The organism is Paraburkholderia sp. RAU6.4a, from assembly GCF_050435625.1.
Lineage (GTDB): Bacteria > Pseudomonadota > Gammaproteobacteria > Burkholderiales > Burkholderiaceae > Paraburkholderia > Paraburkholderia tuberum.
Genome location: NZ_JBNDKQ010000002.1, coordinates 459,169 through 479,929 on the forward strand (window position 1 = coordinate 459,169; position 20,761 = coordinate 479,929).

The 20,761-nt window shown below is 64.6% G+C and carries 18 protein-coding genes; 6 read left to right on the forward strand and 12 right to left on the reverse strand.

Features of this window, described 5'->3' with window-relative positions; genetic code table 11:
- Position 1: 1 nt before the first annotated feature.
- The 3 genes from OKW40_RS06875 to OKW40_RS06885 all read right to left on the reverse strand — a co-directional run bounded on the left by OKW40_RS06875 (position 2) and on the right by OKW40_RS06885 (position 3,572).
- Positions 2-1,474: an MFS transporter gene (locus OKW40_RS06875; RefSeq protein ID WP_429491928.1), complete on the reverse strand. Its 1,473-nt coding sequence runs from the start codon at positions 1,472-1,474 to the stop codon at positions 2-4.
- Between the two features lie 558 nt (positions 1,475-2,032).
- Positions 2,033-2,569 (reverse strand): G/U mismatch-specific DNA glycosylase, encoded by a 537-nt coding sequence (mug, locus tag OKW40_RS06880; protein WP_429488890.1) that lies wholly within the window; start codon positions 2,567-2,569, stop codon positions 2,033-2,035.
- A 31-nt stretch (positions 2,570-2,600) separates the two neighbouring features.
- Entirely contained in the window at positions 2,601-3,572 is a 972-nt protein-coding gene (locus tag OKW40_RS06885) for a GlxA family transcriptional regulator (RefSeq protein ID WP_429488891.1), read from the reverse strand.
- 419 nt (positions 3,573-3,991) lie between these two features.
- Between OKW40_RS06885 and OKW40_RS06890 the strand changes: the two genes are divergently transcribed.
- From OKW40_RS06890 to OKW40_RS06905, 4 genes are read left to right on the forward strand one after another with little or no spacing between them, the layout of a single operon-like run.
- Positions 3,992-6,889 (forward strand): 2-oxoglutarate dehydrogenase E1 component, encoded by a 2,898-nt coding sequence (locus OKW40_RS06890; protein ID WP_429488893.1) that lies wholly within the window; start codon positions 3,992-3,994, stop codon positions 6,887-6,889.
- 6 nt (positions 6,890-6,895) lie between these two features.
- Positions 6,896-7,501 carry a GlxA family transcriptional regulator gene (locus tag OKW40_RS06895; protein WP_429488895.1) on the forward strand — a complete coding sequence of 202 codons (606 nt, stop codon included), beginning with the start codon at positions 6,896-6,898 and terminating at the stop codon, positions 7,499-7,501.
- A complete protein-coding gene (locus tag OKW40_RS06900; protein WP_184067597.1) occupies positions 7,501-7,800 on the forward strand; it encodes an ArsR/SmtB family transcription factor in 300 nt (99 codons plus the stop codon). Before OKW40_RS06895 ends, OKW40_RS06900 begins: the two co-directional genes overlap by 1 nt.
- The gene (locus OKW40_RS06905; RefSeq protein ID WP_184067600.1) at positions 7,800-8,729 is read left to right on the forward strand and encodes a LysR family transcriptional regulator; all 930 of its coding nucleotides are present in this window, start codon (positions 7,800-7,802) and stop codon (positions 8,727-8,729) included. The genes OKW40_RS06900 and OKW40_RS06905 overlap by 1 nt, the downstream gene beginning before the upstream one ends.
- A 60-nt stretch (positions 8,730-8,789) precedes the next feature.
- On the opposite strand, the gene OKW40_RS06910 is transcribed toward OKW40_RS06905, so the two are convergent.
- From OKW40_RS06910 to OKW40_RS06930, 5 genes are all read right to left on the reverse strand, one after another.
- Entirely contained in the window at positions 8,790-10,106 is a 1,317-nt protein-coding gene (locus tag OKW40_RS06910) for an HlyD family efflux transporter periplasmic adaptor subunit (RefSeq protein ID WP_429488898.1), read from the reverse strand.
- A 34-nt stretch (positions 10,107-10,140) separates the two neighbouring features.
- Positions 10,141-11,661, reverse strand: coding sequence for an efflux transporter outer membrane subunit (locus OKW40_RS06915; protein ID WP_429488899.1), 1,521 nt, complete (start codon positions 11,659-11,661; stop codon positions 10,141-10,143).
- Positions 11,662-11,715: 54 nt separating this feature from the next.
- Complete coding sequence (locus tag OKW40_RS06920; protein ID WP_184067764.1) at positions 11,716-12,153, reverse strand: MarR family winged helix-turn-helix transcriptional regulator; 438 nt, start codon at positions 12,151-12,153, stop codon at positions 11,716-11,718.
- A gap of 106 nt (positions 12,154-12,259) precedes the next feature.
- Positions 12,260-13,822 carry a DHA2 family efflux MFS transporter permease subunit gene (locus tag OKW40_RS06925; RefSeq protein WP_429488901.1) on the reverse strand — a complete coding sequence of 521 codons (1,563 nt, stop codon included), beginning with the start codon at positions 13,820-13,822 and terminating at the stop codon, positions 12,260-12,262.
- A gap of 85 nt (positions 13,823-13,907) precedes the next feature.
- Positions 13,908-14,345 carry a MarR family winged helix-turn-helix transcriptional regulator gene (locus tag OKW40_RS06930; RefSeq protein ID WP_184043427.1) on the reverse strand — a complete coding sequence of 146 codons (438 nt, stop codon included), beginning with the start codon at positions 14,343-14,345 and terminating at the stop codon, positions 13,908-13,910.
- A gap of 196 nt (positions 14,346-14,541) precedes the next feature.
- Here OKW40_RS06930 and OKW40_RS06935 point away from each other — a divergent pair, with 196 nt between their 5' ends.
- Complete coding sequence (locus OKW40_RS06935; protein WP_429488902.1) at positions 14,542-14,964, forward strand: VOC family protein; 423 nt, start codon at positions 14,542-14,544, stop codon at positions 14,962-14,964.
- A 200-nt stretch (positions 14,965-15,164) separates the two neighbouring features.
- Positions 15,165-15,875, forward strand: coding sequence for an SDR family NAD(P)-dependent oxidoreductase (locus OKW40_RS06940; RefSeq protein ID WP_429488904.1), 711 nt, complete (start codon positions 15,165-15,167; stop codon positions 15,873-15,875).
- 31 nt (positions 15,876-15,906) lie between these two features.
- On the opposite strand, the gene OKW40_RS06945 is transcribed toward OKW40_RS06940, so the two are convergent.
- The 4 genes from OKW40_RS06945 to OKW40_RS06960 form a co-directional block, all read right to left on the reverse strand.
- On the reverse strand, positions 15,907-16,851 hold the full coding sequence (locus tag OKW40_RS06945; protein ID WP_429488906.1) for a LysR family transcriptional regulator: 945 nt from the start codon (positions 16,849-16,851) through the stop codon (positions 15,907-15,909).
- Positions 16,852-17,017: 166 nt separating this feature from the next.
- Positions 17,018-18,118 (reverse strand): NAD(P)H-dependent flavin oxidoreductase, encoded by a 1,101-nt coding sequence (locus tag OKW40_RS06950; RefSeq protein ID WP_429488908.1) that lies wholly within the window; start codon positions 18,116-18,118, stop codon positions 17,018-17,020.
- Positions 18,119-18,184: 66 nt separating this feature from the next.
- A complete protein-coding gene (locus OKW40_RS06955; RefSeq protein WP_429488910.1) occupies positions 18,185-19,468 on the reverse strand; it encodes an MFS transporter in 1,284 nt (427 codons plus the stop codon).
- Complete coding sequence (locus OKW40_RS06960) at positions 19,465-20,673, reverse strand: YbfB/YjiJ family MFS transporter (protein WP_429488912.1); 1,209 nt, start codon at positions 20,671-20,673, stop codon at positions 19,465-19,467. The genes OKW40_RS06955 and OKW40_RS06960 overlap by 4 nt, the downstream gene beginning before the upstream one ends.
- Positions 20,674-20,761 lie beyond the last annotated feature (88 nt).

The following is a 20,761-nucleotide window of genomic DNA, read 5'->3' on the forward strand; positions in this document are numbered from 1 at the left end:
CTCAATGCGAAGCAGGCGGCGTCGTGCTCCACGGCGGATAGATGCGCACCGGCAGCACTGGAACCAGCAGAAGAAGCGCAACGGCGACACACGCCATCAGGCGGTACAGATCGGCGGAAGTCAGAACGACCGCCTGTTCGTGGATCCGGTGCGCGAGCTGACCCAGACCGTAGTTCGCGTCGACGCCCTGATTCGCTATCAGTGGGCGGTTGCCCAGTTGGTCGACCAGCATGCTCGAATGGAAATGCTCGCGCGCGGTCCCCACACTTTCGATGAGCCCGCTCGCCACCGCCGCGGAAAACGTCTTCAGGGAATTGAACATCGCCGAAGCAAACGGACCCTCGGTGGGCGGCAGCCCCGTCGTCACGCCCATCAGGATCGACATGATCACCATCGGCTGCGCGACAATCTGCAACGATTGCAGCAGGTAGAAATTGTCGCGAATCCACTCGGTCGTGATGAAGCTTCCCATCGCGCAGGTCACGAACATCAGCGCGAGACCCGTGGCGATTACCCAGCGGTGATCGGCGCGGCGTGTGTTCAGCAAAGCGGCCGTCAGCGGCAGCGTGATCAACAGCGGCACGGCCAGAAACAACGACAGCGGCGCGGTCTGCAACGGGCGGTACGTATGGACTATCGCGAGATACTGGGCCGGTATTGCCGCCATGCCCACCAGCAGGATCACGGTGCCGAGCAAGGTCGATAGTCCATGTGTGAAATTCCTGCGCGCAAGCAGTTGAAGCTTGAAAAACGGCACCGGCTGACACCATTCGTTGACGAGAAATGCAACGAGCAGCGGCACCCCCGCGCCGAACATCACGCAAATGAACCCCGAATCGAACCAGTCGAGACGATCGCCCTGCAAAAGACCGGTCACCAGCATCGCGACGGCGGGAAATCCGGTCACGAAGCCGATCCAGTCGAACGAGCGAAACCGCTCGAGCTTCATCGGGTCCGCGGGAAGCCCCCGCTGAATCGCGATGCAGCACAGCACGCCGAGCGGAACGATCTGCCAGAACGCCATGCGCCAGCTGACGAACTCCGTCCACACCGCGGCGAGCGGCGTGCCCAGCGCCGGCCCGAAGGTCGCTGTCAGCGCATAGCCGGCGAGGCCATACAGCTTGAGATTGGGCGGCAGATAGCGCAGCGCCACGATGATCAGCATCGGCGGAAGACATCCGCCCGCGATTCCCTGAAGAATGCGCAGCACGTAAAGCGTCGGCAGATTGGGAGCGAACGGGCACAGCAAGCCGAAGAACATCGTCGCGAGTACGGCGCCGATCGTGAACCGCTTCAGCGTGAACGTGATGCCGAACCACGGCGCAAACACCATCGTCGCGACGTTCGCTGCTTCGAACAGCGAAGTGAGCCAGGTGCCGTCGTCATGTCCGATCAGGAACGCGCCCTGGATATCGGCCAGCGCGGCCGCGGTGACCTGCTCGTTCAGGATCGCCAGCAACGACGCGAACAGCATGCCGACGAGCCCGAGCGCAATACGCCTGGTAAAAGCCAACTGCGCAGGAGCCGTCCGGGGCGGCGCCGCTACCACGCGTACAGGACCGCTCTCCAGCGATCGCGGGAGACTCGGCGCTTCCGTTTCAGTCGTCATAGGTTTCAACCCGCTCTGGTTTAGTTAGCTGTACTGCCCGACGCGGACAGTCAGCTGTCGGCTCACCGCTCTTCGTTGCTGTTCACCGATTGCTTAATTGTCAGAGATCGGACCGATTTCTTAAAGCTTCGGCTAGGCGGGTTTTGGGCCATCCAGTACGGAAAATTGGCCAGGCCGTGCTGTGTCGACCGGCTGTGCGCCGCTCGCGCGGCATGGGCGGAAAAGCGTGCGTCGTGACGAACCATGGTGGTTCGTCACGGGCCATGCGATTCAGGCGCTGGTTTGAGTCAAGCGGAACGCTGATGCGCGACCAGCCGTTACAGGCTGCGTGGAACCGACCCGCATGGGCTCGGGCAAAAGCGTGAGACGCGGCTTAGCGCGCCGCAAAAGGCAGCAACGCCCGCCTATGGCGGCAATCGCCGTCTAGTCGGGAAGCGCCAGTTTCGCAGCCAACCGGAGCTCACGGTAGGCGCTCACGAGTGCATCGAGGCTGAACGATCGGTTCAGTCCGCTTGGGTTTGGCAGGACCCATGCGCGCGCACCGGCGAAATCACGGGCTTGCAAGCCCCATTCGATATCACGCTGGCCGGACATTTCGGCGAGCGCCACCTTGCCAAGAAACGCGATGAAGCGCGGCGCGTAGTGTCGAATCTTCAGTTCGAACTGCGCCGCGGCGGCTTGAATCTCCGCCTTCGACAGTTGGTCCGCACGAGCCGTGGGACGTAAGACCGCCGTGGTAAGACCGTATCCACGATTCAACAGTTGCCGGTCGTTCTCGGGGCGAAACTCCTCGTCCGTGAAACCGGCGCGATGGAGAACTCTCCAGAACCGGTTACCCCTGCCTTCGAAGTGGTGCCCTGTCGACGCCGCGCGTAATCCCGGGTTGATGCCGCAGAAGAGGATCGACAAGCCGGACTGAATGATGTCGGGAAGCAATTGCGCCGAATCGTCGTTGGTCAACGACGACACGTCCGCCAGCGCCGCGGTGGGCTCACTCTTGTGTACTTGCCTCCCCTCTGAATCGCATCCGATATTGCTTCGGCGTGACGTTGAGCCGCCGCGAGAATGTCGTGCGCATATGCGTGGCGTTGTGAAAGCCGCATTTGAACGCGACCGTCTTCAGCGGAGCATCGGTATCCTCGAGCAGTTTTCTCGCCGTATCGACGCGCACCTGCTCGACGAATACCGAGGGCGTCACCTTCGCGTGCTTCGCGAATACCCGCGACAATGTACGGCGGCTCACCGAGGCCGCGCTCGCGAGCTCCTCGATCGACAGCGTCCCGGTAATATGCTCGCTCACATATCGATAGACCTTGTGGAGGATCGGATCTTCGTCCTTGCCCGCGCCGATATAGGGGCTGTACTGCGACTGACCGCCTTCCCGCTGGATATACACGACCAGACGCTTCGCGACCCGCACCGCGAGCTCGTGCCCCCAGTCCTCGGCGACGAGCGCCAGACACAGATCGATGCCCGCGGTCACGCCGGCTGACGTGAAAAGCCGACCGTCGCGAACGAAGATCCTGTCCGGCCGCACGTTGGCTTGCGGAAATTCATTGGACAGCCGATTCGCGTCCGACCAGTGCGTCGTGACTTCCTTGCCATCGAGCAGCCCCGCATGCGCGAGCACGAATGCACCATTGCATACGGAGCCGAAGCGGCTCGCGCTGCGCGCCTGATTCTGCAACCAGGTCAGGAATTCATTCGAAGGCTGCGCATCGGGCAACTGAGGTCCGCCCGCGACCAGCAGCAGGTCCCATTGAATGTCACGGTCGGCATAGCCAAACGAAACCGCCAGTTGCATGCCATTCGAGCACGTCACGGTGCCCGCTTCGCGTCCGACCAGCGAGACCTCGTAGCGCTGATGCTCGGGAAGAAACGTGTTCGCCTCGGCGAACACATCGAGTGGGCCTGCTACATCCAGCGCCTGCACACCATCGAATACAACAATGGCGACTTTCATGCCGTGACCTTCATGGTGGAAACTATGTTTGCGATGCCGTGGCGCAGCTTACCGCATCATCGGCCGCTGATGCCGTCAGCGCCCGGAAAAACTATTGTGTCTGGGCGTAACAAATCTCTCGCCGCAACGATGCCCGACACGAGGTAAGCCAGCACTGCGCGCGTGGCCCAAAACTTCGACTAGTTGGCAGACGAACGCACCATCCGCGCATTTCCGCCACAGCATCGATTAACTAGACTGTCTACACGACTGCGACTGGGGATATCACCCGGGCGTGCCGGGAGGTCTCCCGCCAAGGACGGCGCTTGTGACGCGCGTCGATGCCTGGCTGTTCGGTGGGTGGCTACAAGCAACGATAGTCGTCACTCCATATGTTGCGGCCGGCTCACGGCCGCACAGCGAGCAAGGGCAGATTCATCATGTTGAAGGAACGTCAGAGCTCTTTCCTGTTCGGGAGCAACGCCCCCTACGTCGAAGAGCAATATGAACTTTACCTGGCTGACCCGAATGCGGTCACAGCCGAGTGGCGGACGTGGTTCGACGCGTTGCGCGACACCCCCGCCATCGATGGCAGCGATCGTGACGACCAGCCGCACGCACCGGTGATCTCCAGCTTCGTCGAGCTGGCTAAACGAACGCCGCGTGCCGTCGTCGCGGCCAGCAACGAAGCCGGTAGCGAGCCCGATAAGCAGGCCAATAAGCAACCCAATAAGCAGGCCAACAAGGAGGCCGCCGACGCGCTGGGCCTCGCGAGAAAGCAGGTGGCGGTGCAAACGCTGATTGCCGCGTTCCGGATGATCGGCACGCGCGTGGCCGATCTCGACCCGCTGGCGTGGACGCCGCCACGCTCCTACGCCGAATTGACGCCGGCCTACTACGGCCTGACGGCCGCCGACATGTCGACCACGTTCAGCACCGCCGACACGTTTCTCTTCGAGGACGACGCGACGCTGAAGGATATCGTTGCCGCGCTCGAGCAAACGTACACCGGCACACTCGGCGCCGAGTTCATGCACCTCGCCGACGCGCAGCAGCGGCGCTGGTGGCAGCTACGGCTCGAATCCTCCCGCGCCACGCCGTCGCTGCAGGCCGCTGAGAAACTGCGGCTGCTGGAGCGTTTGAGCGCAGCCGAAGGGCTCGAAAAACACCTGCACGCGCGCTATGTCGGACAAACGCGCTTCTCGCTCGAAGGCGGCGAGTCGTTGATCGTGCTGCTCGACGAACTGGTCCGGTATGGCGCGTCGAAGAAGCTGCGCGCGCTCGTGATGGGCATGGCGCACCGCGGCCGCCTGAATGTGCTCGTGAATGTCGTCGGCAAGCCGCTGCGCGCGCTGTTCGACGAATTCGACGGCAAGGACGCCGAAAAACTGACGGCCGGCGATGTCAAGTATCACAAGGGCTTTGCCAGTTCGGTCGAGACCGACGCCGGACCGGTCGAGGTGACGCTCGCGTTCAACCCGTCGCATCTGGAAGTCGTCAACCCGGTCGTGCAAGGCATGGCGCGCGCGAAGGCGGATCTCGCCGGCAGCGCCGACGGCGACGACGTGCTGCCGGTCGAAATCCACGGCGACGCGGCGATGAGTGGACAGGGCGTGGTCATGGAAACGCTGAGCCTTTCCTACACGCGCGGACACGGCACGGGCGGCACCGTCCACGTCGTCGTCAACAACCAGATCGGTTTTACGACTTCCGATCCGCGCGACACGCGTTCGTCGTTCTATACGACGGACGTCGCGAAGATGATCGAGGCGCCGATCCTGCACGTCAATGGCGACGACCCTGAAGCGGTCGCGATGGCGGCGCGGCTCGCCCTCGACTATCGCAGCAAGTTCAAGCGCAGCGTCGTGATCGATCTCGTCTGCTTTCGCAGGTACGGGCATCAGGAACAGGACACGCCCGGCATCACACAACCGCTGATGTATCGCTCGATCGCGGGTCATCCGGGCGTGAGGACACGCTACGCGAACCGGCTGATCCAGCAAGGCGTGCTGACGGCCGACGAGGCGCAACGCTACGTCAGCGCGCGTCGCGAACTTCTCGAGCGCGCGCACGAGACCGTGGGTTCCTATGCTTCGCCGCTACACGAGGAAGCCGGCGAGCGCTCGCGCTCAGCCGCGCAAACCGGCCCGGCCCGCCACCTCGCCCCGTCGGCCGACGATCTGCGCGGCCTCGCGCAGCGGATCTCGACCGTCCGCGCGGACCTGACGCTGCATGCGCTCGTCAGGAAGATGATGAACGGGCGTCAGGAGATGGCATCCGGAAAACGCCTGCTCGACTGGGGCATGGGCGAACATCTGGCATTCGCATCGTTACTCGCGGCCGGGGTCGGTATCCGACTGAGCGGGCAGGACAGCGCACGCGGGACGTTCAACCACCGGCACGCCGTTCTGCACGATCAGACACGGATACATCGTCCCGATGGGGTCTATGTTCCACTCGATCATCTCGGCGCAACCCAGGGCCGGTTCACCGTGACGAACTCGATTCTCTCCGAGGCCGCCGTGCTGGCATTCGAGTATGGCTATTCGACGGTGAATCGCAATGCGCTGGTGATCTGGGAAGCGCAATTCGGTGATTTCGCCAATGGCGCGCAGGTCGTGATCGACCAGTTCATCGCGGCGGGCGCGGCCAAGTGGGGACAACACAGCGGCCTGACGCTGTTCCTGCCTCACGGGCAGGAAGGCCAGGGTCCCGAGCACGCGTCGGCGAGGCTCGAGCGCTACCTGCAATTGAGTGCGCAAAACAATATGCGGGTTGCGGAACCGACCACGCCCGCGCAACTGTTCCATTTGCTGCTGATGCAGGCCCGCGCCTCTGAACGGCGCCCGCTCGTCGTGATGACGCCCAAGTCGCTGCTGCGCCACCCGGAAGCGACCAGCACGTTCGACGAGTTGAGTCACGGCGAATTCCGGGAGGTTCTGCCGGACACCCAGATCGACGCGTCGCGCGCGACTGATGTGGAGCGTGTGATCGTGACGAGCGGCAAGGTCTACTTCGAATTGCTCGCGCATCGCCGCAGCGCCGGTATGACCGACACCCCGATCATCCGCGTCGAGCAGCTCTATCCGTTTCCGGCGCAACAACTGGCCGCCGAGCTCGCTCGCTATCCGAACCTGAAGAGCGTGGTCTGGTGCCAGGAGCAAGCGCGCAATCAGGGCGCATGGAGTTTCGTCGAGCCGCTGCTACGCGAGATTCTGCCTGCCGGCACGACGCTGCTGTACGCGGGACCTGATGCTTGCGCATCGACCGCGCCGGGATCGCATGCGGCGCATGTGGCGACACAATCCGCGCTCGTGTCGCGAGCGTTCACCGGCTGAGTGCGCATGCGTGTCGCGATGATGCTCTATGCGGGATTTCAGCTGCTCGAGGTCAGTGGTCCGATGGATGTGTTTCATCAGGCCAACCGCCTGTATGGCGGCGTCCTCTATGAGGCGCATCTGATCGGGCCGTCGCCGGGGCCGGTGTTTTCGTCGAACGGGACGGCCGTGGGTACGACCGAGTGCCTGTTCGATACGCGCCCGCCCTTCGATATTGTCGTGGTGCCTGGCTCCCCGGTGGTCGGTTCTGCCCGTGAGCATCGCAAACTCGTGAACTGGTTGAGCGATGCGGGACCAAGGACCCACAGGCTCGCCTGCATTTCGAACGGCGCGTTTCTGCTTGCAAGAGCCGGTCTCGCCGATCGCCGCTGGCTGACCACGCATTGGCGCGACGCTGACCGCCTCGCGGCCGAATATCCGCTGGTCCATGTGATGTCGAATCTTGGCTGCCTGAAGGATGGCAACCTGTACTCGTCGGGCGGCGCGAGTGCGGGCATCCATCTCGCCCTGTCGCTGGTGCGGGAAGACCTCGGCGAACATGCCGCGGGAACGATCGCCACGGCGTTGCTGACGCCGCCGGCACGAAGCGCCGGGCACACACGAAATAATTGATGATCGACACGAACCTGATTCACAAGGCTCTCGCGAATCCGCTGCGGCGCGACATCCTCGCGTGGTTGAGAGCCCCCGCCGAGACCTTTCCGAACGGCTATCTCAACCATGGCCGCGGCGTACCCGTGCACGTCATCCAGGCACGCAGCGGTCTGGCCCAGTCGACGGTATCAATGCATATCGCCGTGCTCGTCGAAGCGGGACTTCTGGTTCCGAAGCGAGTCGGCCAATGGATTTTCCTGTCGCGCAATGAAGAAGCGATACGGACATTTACGGAACAGGTTCGCGTGCATTTGTAATGGACAAGCTCAACATGATGCGGATATTCGTCCGCATCACCGAAGAAGGAAGCTTCACGGCAGCGGCCTCGCGCCTGAACATTCCGACAGCCAACGCGTCGCGGGCGGTCGCGCAACTCGAGACGCATTTGCGCACGCGTCTGCTGCACCGAAGTACCCGGCGCGTCGCGCTGACCGAGGCGGGCGAGCGATATCTGGACCGCTGCCAACAGATACTCACCTCTGTCGACGAGGCCGAAGCCGAGGCAGCCAATGCGCAAGTCAGACCCTCGGGGCGGCTGCGCGTGCATGCGTCGCCAGGCTTTGGCACGACCTGTCTGGTGCCGGCAGCGGTCCGGTATCAGGAGCGCTATCCTGCCGTGTCGGTCGAGCTGACGTTATCGTCAGGCACGCCGGATCTTCTCGACGATGGCTACGACCTGATGCTTCGATTGAGTGCGACGCAGCTGCCCGACTCGGGGCTCGTTTCGCATCGGCTCGGAGAGGTCCACAGCGTGCTCTGTGCAGCGCCCGCTTATCTGCACGCGCGCGGTACGCCGCACACGGTACAGGACATTCGGGGTCACACTTGCCTACAGTTCGTTATGTCGATTTTCCCGCGCGATCGCTGGCATCTGGACGGACCCGACGGCCGTGAAACGGTCGAGCTTCCGAAGGCGGCGGTCGAAATCAACCTTCCTGACGCGCTCGGTGTCGCGCTGCGCGAAGAGGTGGGTATCGGAGCGCTGCCGATGTCGAGCGCGCTGCCCTCGCTCGACAGCGGCGCACTGGTGCGCGTGCTGCCGCAGTATCGGCTGCAGAAACTGACGGCCTTCACGGTCCATGCGTCGCGCCAGTATCTGGACGCCAAAATCAGGACTTTCGTGGATTTCCTGCGCGAGGCCGTACCGACGGCATTGGCCGAGGACGAGGCGGCGCTCGGCCGTTGAGCCCCGCCTCGGTGACCTGCCGCTTCACGCTGTGTCGCGACAGGCTGCGCTCGACGCGCTTCAACCCGCATTTGCCTTGTGTTCGTGCGACGCCACGCGTTGCGATTGCGATGGCGATGGCGATTGCGGTTGCGCGGCCATCGCGCGGGAGATCATTTCGTTTTGCTTGATGATCTTGTCGATCTCGGCGTCGGCCTGCGCATCGTAGTGCGCGAAAACATCGGTGCGATAACGCGTGTTCTGCGCCGCGCCCAACTGCGAACCGGATTCGTCGCGCGTGTCGGCGTCGACCGCCATCGACAGGCCGATACGCAGCGGATGCGCGGCCAGCTCGGCCGGGTCGAGCGCGATGCGAACCGGCAGCCGCTGCACGATCTTGATCCAGTTGCCGGTGGCGTTCTGCGCCGGCAGTGTCGCGAACGCGCTGCCGGTGCCGGCCGAAAAGCCCTCGATACGCCCGTGATATCGCGCGCCGCTACCGTAGACGTCCGATGTCAGCGTGACCCGCTGGCCGATCCGCATGTGCTTGAGCTGCACTTCCTTGAAGTTCGCGTCGACCCATACGCCGTCGAGCGGCACGATCGCCATCAGCGGCGTGCCGGGCGCGACGCGCTGGCCGACCTGAACCCGGCGCTGCGCGACGTAGCCGGTCACCGGAGCCGGCAACGTATCGCGCGCATAGGCGAGCCACGCGGTCCGCACTTTCGCGGCGGCGGCCTGCACGTCCGGATGCTGTTCGACCGTGGTGCGGTCGGTCAGCGCGTGGTTGGCTTCGCCCTGCTGGCGCGCGGCGTCGAGCGCTGCCCGCGCGACGCTGACCGCGTCGCGGGCGTGCGCGATGTCTTCGGCGGACACGGCGCCCGTGTCCGCGACGGCCTCGCGACGATGCAGGTCGTCGCGGGCGCGGCCCAGATCCGCTTCGCGCTGAGCGACGTTCGCCGCGTAGAAGTCGTTGTTGACATACAGGCCGCTCACGCGTCGCACGGTCTGGCCGAGCTGCGCTTCGGCATCGGCGAGCGCAAGTTTCGCATCGGCCGGATCGAGCGTGACGACGGGGTCGCCCTGCTTCACGATCTGCGTGTCGTCGGTGTTGACGGCGATCACCGTGCCGGTGACCTGCGGCGTCAGTTGCACGAGATTACCGCTGACGTACGCGTCGTCGGTCTCCTGGTGATAACGGCCCTCGGTGAAGTAGTACGCGCCGTAAGCCGCGCTCATGACCACGACCGTGGCGCCGAGCAGCGCGATCAGGCGCTTGCGGCGTGCCGGGGGCGTGGCCTTGTTGTCGCCTTGGGGCGTGGCGGACGCTTGCGCGCCGGTCTTCTGTTCGTCTTCCTGATCCGCCAGTTCGCGGTCGGTCGTGATCGAATCGCTCATTGCAATTCTCCTGATAGGGTTCGCGACGTGCCGTTCAACGTGCGGCAACCGCGGGATTGGCTTGACTGGTGGGGACGGCGGCGACGTCGGCGTGATGGACGGTGCTCGCCGACGTATCGACATAGCCGCCGCCCAACGCCGACGCGAGCTCGATCTGCTGGTCGCGGCGGTTCATCTTCAGATTGGCGATCGCCTCGTCGGCGTTCAGCGCGGTGACGTCGGCATTGAGTACGGTCAGCTGGTTGGTGAGGCCGGCCTTGTATTGCGTGGTCGCCAGTCGATCGGCATCGCTCGCGGCCTGCTGCGCGGCCTGCGCATCGCCGAGCTGCGCGTCGCTCGAGCGGATCTGCGCGATCTGCGTGGCCACGCCGCTCAGCGCGCCGATCAGCGTCTGGTTGTAGGTCGCCACCGCATAGTCGAACTCGGCGTAGCGGCCCTTCAACTGCGCGCGCAACTCACCCCCATCGAAGATCGGCAGATGGATCGCCGAGCCCACCGAGGCCGTGCGACTCGCGGCGCTCAAAAGGCGGCCGAAGCCGAACGCGTCGAAACCGATCGCGGCGCTCAGGTTGATGTCGGGATAGAACTCGGCCTTCGCTTCCTTCACCTCGTGCGTGATCGCATCGACGCGCCAGCGCGCCGCGACGATGTCGGGCCGGCGGCCCAGCAGATCAGCCGGCAGGTTGTCCGGCAGACGCACGTCGTCGCCGACGCCGAGCGTCGGCCGCGTGATCGCGAGTCCACGGTCGGGACCCTTGCCAAGCAGCGCCGCCAGTTGATACCGGGTGGTCAGGATGCTGCCGTCGAGCGCGCTGACGCGCGCACGGCTCGTGAACAGATTCGCCTCGGCCGTCTTGCGCTCCACTTCGGTATCGAGGCCGTTTGCGATGCGGCTCGCGGTGATGCGGTCGATCTGCTCGCGCCGCGCGACTTCCTGCTGCGCGATGTCGCGCAATGCGTAGAGCCGCGCCAGCTCGTTGTAAGTGCGGGCGATCGAGGTGTCGAGCGTGAGCCTGACGACTTCCACGTCGGCCTCGCTCGCGGACGCCTCCGAGACAGCCGCGCGCAGCGCCTCGCGGTTCTTGCCCCACAGGTCGAGATCGTAAGAAGCGCTCAGCAGCCCCTTGTTCTCCGTCTGCCAGGAGCCGGCGTACGGCGGCGGAATCAACGCGGTGCTGCTGTACTGCTGGCGCGTCAGCGTGTACGACGCATCGACGCGCGGCAGCGTGTTCGCCTTCGCCGTTTCGCTATAGGCTTGCGCCTGCTCGACTCGCGCGCGCGCCTGGCCGAGCGTCGGGCTACCTTGCAGTGCCTCGGCGATCAATGCTTTCAGTTGCGCGTCGCCGAACTGGTCGACCCAGTCGGCGGATGGCCAGTGCCCCTGCTCTTGCGGGAGGCTCTGGGACGTTTCCAGCTGCCGTGGTTGATCGATCTGCTTGTCGCTGTGGATGCCCGCATAGTTTGCACATGCCGCCAGCACCGCGAAGGAGATCACCGAAACACCGAGCTTCAGCGAACGGGCGACGGTGTTTGCTCTAGAAGTCTGCGTTTTCATTTTCTGACAAATCAGATTAATGGTGAAAAAAAGCGCGGCACACGGCCGCGCCGTTCAATCGCCTGTGAACTTGCGAAGCAGGCGGTCCAGCTCGGCAAACTCGGCCTTCGTGAATTTGCGCAAGCGGGCGTTCAACACATGCGGCGCGACTTCCGGAATCCGTGCGGCGACTTTCTGCCCCTCCGCGGTCAAGGTCAGATTGACCACGCGGCGATCTTGCGGGTCGCGCGATCGTACCAGCAGCCCCTTCGATTCCAGCTTGTCCAGCATCCGCGTCATCAGGCCGGTGTCGATTCCGAGCAGCTTCGACAGCTCGAAAGGCGTGGTTGCCACACCCTGCTTCAGCGAAAGCAGGATGCCCATCTGCTGGCCGTTGATTTCGAGGTCCTTGAGCGCCGCGTCCATTTCCGCGACGACGACGTTACGGGCCTTGACGAGCCTGAAGCCGATACTGTTCGTAAGCATGAAGTTCTTCGTCGTGTAATGGTCCATGGCGGTGTCCTCCTCGTTGATTTGAACAATATCTGCATTATCAGATAATGTCAAGGAGAGGATGGTCTGTTTCATTTTCCGTCCGAACCGGGTTGCCAAATTGGATTCAATGTCCGCCGGCGGCTGCCGCGCCCGCGGCACCACCCTTGGCCGGCTTCGTCACCCAGATCAGCGGGATGATGACGACAAAGATCACCGCCGAGATCCAGAAGATGTCGTTCAGGCCGAGCATCGTCGCCTGCGCGTTCAGCGAGGCTTCGTAAAAGGCCGTGGCCTTGGGAACGCCCGCGTCCAGCGCCGCCTGCAGGTGCGCGATCGCGCCGGTAAAGCCAGGATCGTCCACGCTCGATTGTTCGGCAAGTCGCGCATGGTGCAGAATCGTGCGGTCGTTCCACGCGGTGCTCATCAGTGACGTGCCCACCGCTCCCGCAAAAATGCGCACGAAGTTGGACAGACCCGCTGCCGCTGGAATCTCCTCCGGCTTCAGACCCGACAGGATGATCGCGGTGAGCGGCGTGAAGAACAGCGCGGTCGGAATGCCCTGCAGCAAGGTGGGCAGCACGAGCGTCCAGGCGTCGACGCTGGTCGTGTAGTTCGAGCGCATGAAGAACACGCCGGCGAATCCGACGAACGCAAGCGTGGCAAGCACTCGCATGTCCGAGCGCGGCATGATCTTGCCCATCACCGGGGCGAGGATCACGGCGAAAATGCCGAGCGGCGCGGTCACGAGCCCCGCGTCCACCGCTCGGTAGCCGAGGAAGCCCTGAATCCACTGCGGCAGGATCACGAGGTTGGCGAAGAAGATCGCGTAGGCGACCGAAATCGCAATCGTGCCGCCGAGGAAGTTACGTCTGGCGAAAAGCCGCAGGTTGACGATCGGCTTTTCCTCCGTCAATTCCCAGATCAGGAAGAACAGGAAGCTCACCACGGCGACGATCGTCAGCGCCCAGATCACCGGCGAGCTGAACCAGTCGAGGTCGCGGCCCTTGTCGAGCATGATCTGCAGCGGTGCGACCCATGCGATCAGCGAGATCAGGCCGACCTTGTCGATCGGGAGCTTGCGGGCCGGCGTCTCGCGGTCGCGGTAGATCGCCCAGATCGCGCCCGCGGCGAACAGGCCGACCGGCACGTTGATGTAGAAGATCCACGACCAGCTGTAGCTGTCGGTGATCCAGCCGCCGAGCGCCGGGCCCGCAATCGGCCCGACCGTCGCCGTCATCGCCCACAGCGCGAGCGCGCTCGAGCTTTTTTCCTTCGGAAACGAGCCGAGCAGCAAAGCCTGAGAAAGCGGCACCAGCGGCCCCGCCACGGCGCCCTGCACGACGCGGGCGGCGAGCAGCACCATCAGGTTCGGAGCGAGACCGCACGCCGCCGATGACAGCACGAACAGCAGGATTGCCCAGACGAACAGCTTGACCTGGCCGACGCGCTGCGTGAGCCACCCCGTCAACGGAATCGACACCGCGTTGGCCGCGGCAAACAGCGTGATGACCCATGTGCCTTCGTCGATCGACACACCGAGGTTGCCGGAGAGCGTAGGAATCGCGACGTTGGCGATCGACGAATCCAGCACATTCATGAAGGTGGCGAGCGCCACCGCAAACGTGCCGAGTGCAAATTTTGCGCCAGTCAGCTGGGCCGGCGCGGCTGGGTTGCTCGATGGATTCATGTTGCGTCCTCGTCTCGGTTCGAAGCGCCCGTCAGTCGCGGGCGATTATCTGCAATGTCAGATAAATGGTTAAAAAAATGCCGCCTCAGCGGTCGAGCAGTCTTGAAAGCAGCAGGCTCAACGCGTCGAAATCGGACTTCGAGAAATGCGAAAGCCGCTCGCTCCATGCTCCCTGGATAACCCGTGTGTTCCGGGCGGCGACGGTCTGCCCTTCCTGCGTCAACGACACATCCACGAGACGACGATCCCTGCCGTTGCGGGCGCGCTCGATCAGTCCGCTGTTTTCGAGCTTGTCCAGCACTCGGGTCATCCGAGCCGGGTGGACGCCCGCCAATTTCGACAGTGCGGCCGGTGTTTTCACTCTCCCGCGCGCTAGCGTAAGCAGAACGCCGCGCTCCTGCAGATTCAGTCCTGCATCCGCGAGCCCCGCCTCGAGTTCGCTTGCAATCAGCTGACGCGCCTGACCCAGCACGGACACCAGCTTCTGCGTGCGCTCAAAGTCTTCGTTGATCGAATCATCCATCGGTCGCCTCCTCGATATCTGACTTTAATATATTTGACTATGCAGATTGATGCAAGCGGATTTCCTCGCCGTATGCGCTACATGGTGTAAAAACTGAATTGAACTGCCGGCGACTATTGTCGCGATTCCTTGGGGCGAAAATCTTTCCGGCGCGGATTCGGGCGCTGCCCGCTCTCACTTCAGGAGTGACAGAAGGATGACTGACAAACCGCTTACGCTGGGTATCGATCACGTCGGACTCACCGTCCGCGATCTGAACCTCACACGCGACTTCTTCGTGAAGTGTCTGGGCTGGCAGCAGGTGGGAGAAAGGCCTGCCTATCCGGCTGCGTTCGTGTCGGACGGACACGTGGTGGTGACGCTCTGGCAGGTCACCGATTCAAGCCGCCTCGTCGAATTCGATCGCAAGGTCCATGTCGGACTGCATCATCTTGCGCTGCGCGTGGGCAGCGAGGCAGCACTGCAGGACATCTTCGCGCGCGTGTCCGCCTGGCCGGGCGTCAAAGTCGAATTCGCGCCCGAAGACCTCGGCGGCGGGCCCAAACGCCACACGATGGTGTACGAGCCGGGCGGCATCAGACTCGAATTCGATCACGACCCGCGAACGCAGGCATCGTGAACGCGGATGCGCGCGACAGACCGGCCGACACCAACAGGACCACTGCCGCTACGCGCCATCACTCACCGCTTGTTCCTGCGGCTCACAACTGTTTGTCCGTGCCTTGTGTGCAAAAGCGGAGCACGACCGCATAAATTAGTAGCCATTGGAGCCATCAGTCCGATCACAGATTGCTGATCCAACCTACTTCGAGGTTCACTATGAGTCAGTCTCCCAAAGTCATCGTGGTCACCGGTGCATCGCAAGGCATCGGTGCTGAAACCGTCAAGGCATTTCGCAAGCTCGGCCATAACGTGGTCGCGACATCGCGCGGCATCAAGCCGTCCGACGATCCCAACCTCGTCACCGTGGCCGGTGACATCGCCGATCCGGCCACGGCTCGACGGGTGATCGAGACGGCCGTGGCGCGCTTCGGTCGTGTCGACACGCTCGTCAACAATGCGGGCATTTTCGTGGCCAAGCCGTTCACCCAATACACCGCGGAAGATTACGCGACGATCACCGGCATCAATCTCGCGGGCTTCTTCCACATCACGCAGTTCGCGATCGCCGAGATGGAGAAGCATGAGCGCGGGCACGTGGTCAGCATCACGACGAGCCTCGTGGATCACGCGATTGACGGCGTACCGTCCGTGTTGACCTCGCTGACCAAGGGGGGCCTCGCCGCCGCGACCCGCTCGCTCGCGATCGAGTATGCGAAGCGCGGAATTCGCGCCAACGCGGTTTCGCCCGGCATCATCAAGTCACCGATGCACGCGCCCGAAACGCATGCGGCGCTTGGCGCATTGCATCCAGTAGGTCATATGGGCGAGATGAGCGACATCGTGAATGCGATCCTCTATCTCGACTCGGCGCCGTTCGTGACCGGCGAGATCCTGCATGTGGACGGCGGCCAGAGCGCCGGCCACTGAGCGGGCCATGCGATGAAGCGGCGCGCGCCGCTCAATGCGCGCGCGTGCTCGGCGCGGGCGTAGCGGGTTTGGCCAACTGCTCGACGAGAAATTCGACGAAAGCCCGCACGCGCGAGGTCAGGTAGCGCGCGTGCGGATAAAGCAGGATGAATGGCCGCGTGCGTCCGCCCGCTTCGCGCAACACTTCCACGAGCCGACCTTCGCGGAGGTCGTCCTCCACGACGAAGCGATACGTCTGAAACAGGCCCGCGCCGGCACGCGCGAGCGTCACGCCGGCGAGCGCGTCGCCCGAGGTTCCATAGCTGCCCTGCGTCAGCACGTCGCCATCTTCAGGCGAACCCTCGAAGGTCCAGGCGAGATGGCGCCCGCTGCTCGGCAGTTCGAACTGGATGCACTCGTGCGCCCGCAGGTCCTCGACGGTTTTCGGCACGCCCGCGCGCTTCAGATAGGCGGGCGCCGCCACCACGACCATTTCCGCGTCTTCGAGCTTGCGCGCGACGAGATTTGAATCGGCCGGCGCGCGACCGCGTATCGCGAGATCGAAACCTTGTTCCGCAAAGTCGATGTTGCGATTGCTCAGGTGCGTCTCGACCTGGACTTGCGGATAGCGCTCGCGAAACGCCGGCAGCAGCGGCAACACGCGATAGTGTCCATACGGCGTCGGCATGCTGATGCGCAGCACGCCGGCCGGCGTGGTCTGCTCGCCCGTCACTTCGCGCTCGGCGTCCATCAGTTGCGACAGGGCTTGCCGGCACTGCTCGAAGTAGCGCCGCCCCGCGTCGGTCAGACGGATCTGGCGTGTAGTGCGCACGAACAGGCGCACGCCGAGCCGTTCCTCGAGCCGCGCCACCGAGCGGCTCACCGCCGCCGGTGTGACACTCGCGGCGTTGGCCGCCAGCGTGAAGCTGCCCAGCTCCGCCGCGAGGCAGAAGAGCTCGATGCTGCCCAGCAGGAGATCGTCGAATTTGCGTTGCATGCCTGTCCGCCTTTGTTTTGTTGGCTTGAGAACCCGTCGATCGCGGCCGTGCTGGACCGAATGCATGGGGTGCGGAACTGAGGCGGGAAGCTAATCGGACATCGGCCCGCGCATGCCCACGCGTGCCGATGTGTTCCATCTGTGCGCTGGTATTGAAGCTGGACTGCTAGTTCCACACCGATTGCAACCGCTCGATACTTTCTCGCGTTTCGCGTTCCAGTTGCGCCATCAGTTCGCCGGCCGGCAACGAGCGCGCAAGCGGCGCGGCCTGGCCCGCCCATTGCGCGCCGTAGCCGAATTCACCCTTGGCCTTGGCGGCTGCATTGAGCGCCTTGCCCGCGTCATAGGTGATCGGATAGGACGGCGTGCGCGGGGCTTGCGGGTCCTCGCCGAGCGCGGTGAAGCGATTGACGATGCTGCGCGCGAGCCGCCCCGAAATGACCGACGTGAACGTCGTCGAGCGTGCTGCATCGCTGAGCAGCGCGCGGCGATAGCCGTCGTCGATCGAGGTTTCCGGGCACGCGACGAACGCCGTGCCCAATTGCGCAGCCTGCGCGCCCAGCGCGAGCGCGGCCGCGATGCCGGCGCCGTCCATGATGCCGCCCGCCGCGATCACGGGCAGGTCGAACTCGCTCGCGAGCAGGCGCGTCAGCGCGAACGTGCCGAGGCGTTCGTCGCGCCCGGTCGTGTCGAACACGCCGCGATGACCGCCCGCTTCGATGCCCTGCGCGACGATCGCATCGACACCCGCCTCGACGGCCGCCGCCGCTTCGTCGAGATTGGTCGCGCTCGCCAGCAAACGGATGCCCGCGTGCTTCAGTTGCGCGATCACCGCATCGGGCGGCAAGCCGAAATGGAAGCTCACGACGGCCGGCTTCTCCGCGAGCAGCATCGCCTGCATCGCGGTGTCGGCGACGAAGCTCGTGTAGATCTCGCAGAGCGCCTGCGGCGGCGTCGCGCCGTATTGCCGGAACACCGGTTCGAGCCAGTCGAGCCATGCACGCTCGACGGCCGCATCGGGTGTCGCCGGGCGATGGCAGAACACGTTGATGTTGAAAGGCTTCGTCGTTAGCTCGCGAGTCTGTTGGATCGCGCGGCGCGCGTTCTCCGCGTTCATCGCGGCAACGCCGAGCGAGCCGAGGCCGCCCGCGTTCGACACCGCGGCGGCCAGCGCCGGCGTGGTGACGCCGGCCATGGGCGCCTGAATGATCGGCTTGTCGATGCCGAGCGTGCGCAGTAACGCGCGATTATCCGCTTGTGTGCTCATGTTCCCTTCCCACCGGATGCGTTAAACGATTCGATGTGCCTGCCAGCTTGCCAGCTTGCCAGCATGTCAGGCCCCAGCGCGGCGGTGCGCCCAGCCCGCGAGGCCGCCGCAAGCGATCAGCAGCGCGCCGGTCACGAAGAACACCGCGTGCAGCCCGAGATGAACGCCGATCACGCCGCCGATCACCGGTCCCACCACCTGGCCGCTGAATTGCGCCGATTGCAGATAACCGAGCATGCGGCCGGTCCTGCTTTCATCCACCGATTGCCGCGCCAGCTTGCCGATCGAGGGCAACAGGCCCGCGAGCGTCATCCCCATCAGCACGCGCAAAGCCGCGAGCTGCCACCAGTGCGTGACGAAGGCTTGCGGCACCATCGCCAGCCCCGTGAGCACGAGGCAGACAACGATCACGCGCCAGCTCCCGAACCGGTCGGCCAGCGCGCCGAGGCGCGCGGCCGTCAGCATGCTTCCGAGCGCCGAGCATGCCATAACCACGCCGGCCACGCGCGCAAGATGCGTGGCATTCACGCCAAGGCCGCCGATATACACGGTGATGATCGGCTCGATCGACATGTTGGCGAGCAGCACCATCATCGCGGTCACGAGCAGCGCGGCCACCACCGCGTAATTGGTGCGTCGGGCGGGCGCGTCGGCGGTGCCGCGCGCATGAGCTTTCGCGTCGCTATCCGGGTGAAACTCTTCCTTCACCACGAAGATGGTGAGCAGCGCCGCCGCCGCGATCATCGCGCCGCCCGCGAAGAACGTGCCGCGAACGCCGATCCAGTCTGGCAGCACGCCGCCGATGAGCGGCCCGACCAGATTGCCCGCGAGCGCGCCCGTCGAAAGTATGCCGAGCGCCCAACCCGCGCGCTCGCGCGGCGCCTGGGTGCCCACCATCACCGTGGAAGCCGATGCATAGCCGCCCACCAGACCTGCGATCAGACGCAGCGCGACCAGTTCGTAGACATTGTGCGCCACGCCGATCAACGACATCACCAGGGCCATACCGATCGCCGCGCGAACGAGCATGGGTTTGCGGCCGAAACGGTCGGCCAGACGCCCCCACAGTGGCGCGGTAAGAGCGGTGCCGAGGAAGGTCGCGCCGAAGGCGATGCCCGACCACTGGATCACCGCGGACGGCGAACCGACACCGAGTTGCCGCACATAGAGCGGCAGGAACGGCAGCAGCATGCTCAGGCTCACGAGCGTCGTGAACGAGCCGAACACGCAGACGACGAGATTGCGACGCCAGTACTGGACGTTGCGCTCCGCATAGCCGCGCGGCCGCGCGTCGTGCTGCGCATACGGCCGCGCGAGCGCCGCCGGTGCAGAAGAATGCGTGGTATTCATTTCGCGCTCCGCGCGGAAAACAGCTCGACGGCGAGTGCGAGCAGAAGCGCCACCGCGCCAATCGCGTAGAGCGCGCGATAATTGCCGCCGCTCGAAGCGAATACGAACGAAAGACCGTAGGCCGCCAACGCCTGCATCACGGCGAAGCTCGTCGTCGCGCGGCTCCATGCGTCCTTGACGGCGGACGGATGGTGCGCGAGCAGCTCGTTCACGCGACCGAGCGCCAGCGGCACGATGCCCGGCGTGAACGCGCCCACGACAAATGCGGAGACCATCAGCCCCGTCGACCCGAATAAGCCCGCGGCCAGAATCGCGACCGCAGCGGCCTGCACCAGATACGCGACGCGCAGCGCGCGGCCGAAACCCGCGCGATCGGCGAGATGCCCTGCCGCGAGCGGCCCGACGATCGCGCCCAAGCCGTACAGCACCCAGAACTCGGCGCCCGCATCGACGCCGCGGCCCAGCCCGCGCGCCACGAAATCGACGAGGAACAGCATGTGCGGCACGAGCCCCACGGCGTTCAGGCCATATTCGACATAGAGCGCGCGCAGGCCGGCGCGGGGATACGCAGGCGCTGTTTCGAAGCGCGAATGAGCACCGGCGTGCGCGGGCGCCGCGTGCTCGGGCCAGCCGTTCCACGCCACGGCGGTCAACACGAGCGAAACGGCCGCGAGCCCGAGCCACGTCCACGTGAGCCCCTGACGCAACAGAATCGGCACGATCGTGCCCGAGGCCGCGATGCCGAGCCCGATCCCCGTGAAGATGCCACCGCTCGCGAAGCCCCGGCGCGCCGCCGGCACGTGCGCGAGGATCGTGGGTGCGGCGAGCACCATCAACGCGCCGCCCGAGAGCCCCGAGGCCAGGCGCCAGATGAAAAACCACAGGAACGACACGGGCACCGCGCAGGCCACGAAGGCGATGGTCGCGAGCAGCATCATCGCGCGCAGCACGGTGGCGGGTTTCGCCACGCGTACCATCGCGCCCGCCAGCAGTGCGCCGGCCAGATAGCCGCCGAGGTTCGCCGCGCCGAGATAGGTCGCGCTCGAGGCGGGAAACCAGTGCGCGCCGATGATAGCCGGCAAAAGCGGCGTATAGGCAAAGCGCGCGAGACCGATGCCGATCAGGCTCGCGCTGGCCCCGGCGAGCGTGCCCCGCCAGACGTTGTAGCCGGCCGGAGCGGCCGGATTCGAGATGGCTTGCTGCATGACGACTCCCATGGACCGGTGCTGTTAAGCACCCGATGAATATGGGAGCCAGTCTAGAACGACTCGCATCTCGGGAGAATCACCGCAC

What these genes read in the sequence shown, in the direction of transcription:
- OKW40_RS06895 (WP_429488895.1), top strand. Translation starts at nt 6,896, where the DNA reads ATGCGTGTCGCGATGATGCTCTATGCGGGATTTCAGCTGCTCGAGGTC.
- OKW40_RS06875 (WP_429491928.1), bottom strand. Translation starts at nt 1,474, where the DNA reads ATGCTGTTCGCGTCGTTGCTGGCGATCCTGAACGAGCAGGTCACCGCG.
- OKW40_RS06925 (WP_429488901.1), bottom strand. Translation starts at nt 13,822, where the DNA reads ATGAATCCATCGAGCAACCCAGCCGCGCCGGCCCAGCTGACTGGCGCA.
- OKW40_RS06905 (WP_184067600.1), top strand. Translation starts at nt 7,800, where the DNA reads ATGGACAAGCTCAACATGATGCGGATATTCGTCCGCATCACCGAAGAA.
- OKW40_RS06945 (WP_429488906.1), bottom strand. Translation starts at nt 16,851, where the DNA reads ATGCAACGCAAATTCGACGATCTCCTGCTGGGCAGCATCGAGCTCTTC.
- OKW40_RS06935 (WP_429488902.1), top strand. Translation starts at nt 14,542, where the DNA reads ATGACTGACAAACCGCTTACGCTGGGTATCGATCACGTCGGACTCACC.
- OKW40_RS06955 (WP_429488910.1), bottom strand. Translation starts at nt 19,468, where the DNA reads ATGAATACCACGCATTCTTCTGCACCGGCGGCGCTCGCGCGGCCGTAT.
- OKW40_RS06885 (WP_429488891.1), bottom strand. Translation starts at nt 3,572, where the DNA reads ATGAAAGTCGCCATTGTTGTATTCGATGGTGTGCAGGCGCTGGATGTA.
- OKW40_RS06960 (WP_429488912.1), bottom strand. Translation starts at nt 20,673, where the DNA reads ATGCAGCAAGCCATCTCGAATCCGGCCGCTCCGGCCGGCTACAACGTC.
- OKW40_RS06930 (WP_184043427.1), bottom strand. Translation starts at nt 14,345, where the DNA reads ATGGATGATTCGATCAACGAAGACTTTGAGCGCACGCAGAAGCTGGTG.
- OKW40_RS06920 (WP_184067764.1), bottom strand. Translation starts at nt 12,153, where the DNA reads ATGGACCATTACACGACGAAGAACTTCATGCTTACGAACAGTATCGGC.
- OKW40_RS06900 (WP_184067597.1), top strand. Translation starts at nt 7,501, where the DNA reads ATGATCGACACGAACCTGATTCACAAGGCTCTCGCGAATCCGCTGCGG.
- OKW40_RS06890 (WP_429488893.1), top strand. Translation starts at nt 3,992, where the DNA reads ATGTTGAAGGAACGTCAGAGCTCTTTCCTGTTCGGGAGCAACGCCCCC.
- OKW40_RS06950 (WP_429488908.1), bottom strand. Translation starts at nt 18,118, where the DNA reads ATGAGCACACAAGCGGATAATCGCGCGTTACTGCGCACGCTCGGCATC.
- OKW40_RS06915 (WP_429488899.1), bottom strand. Translation starts at nt 11,661, where the DNA reads ATGAAAACGCAGACTTCTAGAGCAAACACCGTCGCCCGTTCGCTGAAG.
- OKW40_RS06940 (WP_429488904.1), top strand. Translation starts at nt 15,165, where the DNA reads ATGAGTCAGTCTCCCAAAGTCATCGTGGTCACCGGTGCATCGCAAGGC.
- OKW40_RS06910 (WP_429488898.1), bottom strand. Translation starts at nt 10,106, where the DNA reads ATGAGCGATTCGATCACGACCGACCGCGAACTGGCGGATCAGGAAGAC.